This is a genomic window from Rhizobium sp. P1_E1 (assembly GCF_056406015.1).
In genome coordinates this window covers 1-2304 of sequence record NZ_JBFUAY010000411.1, presented here as the reverse complement: position 1 = coordinate 2304, position 2304 = coordinate 1, and the positions used below count along the sequence as shown (strand labels likewise).

Annotated in this window: 2 protein-coding genes and 2 pseudogenes; 1 reads left to right on the top strand and 3 read right to left on the bottom strand. The window is 56.7% G+C overall.

The features are described from left to right. Positions 1 to 154: pseudogene (locus AC1D1Z_RS36455) on the top strand (DDE-type integrase/transposase/recombinase); the annotation flags it as partial. Between the two features lie 38 nt (positions 155 to 192). Here AC1D1Z_RS36455 and AC1D1Z_RS36450 read toward each other — a convergent pair. The 3 genes and pseudogenes from AC1D1Z_RS36450 to AC1D1Z_RS36440 all read right to left on the bottom strand — a co-directional run. Next, on the bottom strand, positions 193 to 759 hold the full coding sequence (locus AC1D1Z_RS36450) for a Tar ligand binding domain-containing protein (RefSeq protein WP_245488362.1): 567 nt from the start codon (positions 757 to 759) through the stop codon (positions 193 to 195). Positions 760 to 938: 179 nt separating this feature from the next. After that, positions 939 to 2105 (bottom strand): ABC transporter ATP-binding protein, encoded by a 1167-nt coding sequence (locus tag AC1D1Z_RS36445; protein WP_477853675.1) that lies wholly within the window; start codon positions 2103 to 2105, stop codon positions 939 to 941. 79 nt (positions 2106 to 2184) lie between these two features. Further along, a pseudogene (locus AC1D1Z_RS36440) lies at positions 2185 to 2304 on the bottom strand (gfo/Idh/MocA family oxidoreductase); the annotation flags it as partial.

The following is a 2304-nucleotide window of genomic DNA, read 5'->3' as shown; positions in this document are numbered from 1 at the left end:
CACCACGGGTCATGATCACCGACAAGCTCCGGTCCTATGATGCCGCCAGGCGCGACCTCATGCCCGGTGTCGAACACCGGTCGCACAAAGGCCTCAATAATCGAGCGGAAAATTCGCACAGCCGACCCGACGACGCGAAAGGACCATGAAACGGCGAGCAGTGCCGTAATAGCTGCTCCCCACACTCAGCACTCACGTGTCATCGACGACGCGTAAAACATCAGCACGCTTTTGCTCCGCGTCCGAAGCGAGTTTTTCCGTCACGGACGTAAACCTCGGTGAAATGGCAGCGAAGGCGGGTTGACACAAAGTCAGATAGAGTTGCTGTACCATGGCAAGCTCGGCTTCACTGGTCGCGCCGCGGGCCACAGCGATCGCTGCACCACACGTGTCGGTCACGACAGAGAATCCATCCGCCTTCAACTTCGGCAGTTCACCCTGCTCGGGAACTGCCTGGACGGCCAGATCCATGAACCTGACGAAATTCTCTTGCGCGTCATTCAGACCTGCTTCTGCGCGCGCCCTCGCCTCTTTCGACCGCGTCATCACCATGTCGCTGATGCTGGCACGCGCCGTTTCGAGACTTCGGTTTGACTGTGTCAATCGAAGCGCTGCAGATGCATCCCGGTCGAGAAGCCCTTGGTAACTATCGTTTACCGTAAGCATCTGGCGGCTCTGATAAAACGTCAGTCCCAGCGCCGTGACACCAAAAACGGCCATGATGACAAAGAACTTCCCGACAATGGAAACATGTTTCACAAGCCACTCCTCTAAGCTCTGTCACGGTGCATGAATGTTCAGGCTATGCATTTCAAAATGCGGAATCCGAAGAAAAAAATGGCTGCCGCCGACCTCGTATTCGACGACAGCCAAGTTGCCTGGGAGGGCAGGAGAAAAGACTTGAATTCCTAGTTAGGCGATAATTTGCGGAGGTTCTGTCAGTCTCGGATCGCAGTTCCGGTTACCGGATCGAACCAGTGCAATTTCTCCAGATCGAYAGTGAGCGGCAAATGTTGGTTGGGACGCGGTGTGAGCGCCGGTGGGATCCGCGCGACAAGTCGGTTCTTACCTTTATTTGGAAAGTCTTCGGTATCTTCGGCATCGTTTATGTTGACCGGCGGTGACGCGATGTCGAAAAAGACGAAGGTGTCGGCTCCCAGCGCTTCGGCAACCGGGACCTGCTCGTTAAAGAAGGCTTCAGACGCGGGGCAAACCTGAAACATCTCCGGGCGAATTCCAACGATGACCTGCCGGCCTATATATTCCGAAAGTGCCGGCTTGGCGGCGACGGAAAAGGATATCTTCGTGCCAGTTACCGCAGCTTTGAGCGACCCGGCTTCCGCAGTCAGCTCGACGCGCACAAAATTCATGGCGGGCGATCCGATGAAGCCGGCGACAAAGAGGTTGGCGGGCTTGTCGTAGAGCATTTGCGGGGTGTCGATCTGTTGAAGATTGCTCTCCTCTCCATTGAACACTGGCTTCAGCACAGCGACACGATCGCCCATGGTCATGGCTTCGACCTGGTCGTGGGTTACGTAGAGCGTGGTTACGCCGAGCCTCTGGTTGAGCAGCTTCAGTTCGCCGCGCATCTGCACGCGGAGCTTGGCATCCAGATTGGAAAGAGGTTCATCCATCAGGAACGCCAAGGGATGGCGAACGATCGCCCGCCCCATCGCCACGCGTTGGCGCTGACCACCGGACAATGCCCCCGGCTTGCGCTCCAAATAACGCGTAAGATCGAGCATTTCCGCTGCGTCGCGAACCAGCTTGTCGATCTTGTCCTTGGGCATTTTTCGCTGCTGCAGACCGAAGGCCATGTTGTCGTAAACCGTCATATGGGGATAGAGCGCGTAGTTCTGGAAAACCATCGCAATATCCCGGTCCTGGGGTTCTGTCTCGGTGACATCAGCGTCATCCATGAGCAACCGGCCCCTGTTGAGCGTTTCAAGACCCGCTGCCATCCGCAATAATGTCGACTTGCCACAACCAGACGGCCCGACCAGCACGACGAATTCTCCGTCCGCGACCGAAAAACTTACATTGGCAACGGCAACGGTTCCGTCCGGAAAGGTCTTGCCGATCCCGTCGAAGGTCATGGATGCCATTTTTATCTACTCTCCGTATTTTCAAGCGAGGCAAGCCGCACTGTTTGTGCGGACATGCCCCGCGCTTTTGGTTCCGGCTTTAGCCGATGTTCACAGCCTTGCCGGTCGCGACGGATTCCTCGATCGCTGCCAGGATCTTGGTGTTTGCCAGGCCGTCCTGCGCATCTGCCAGTAGCGGAGCGTCGCGCACGACGCTATC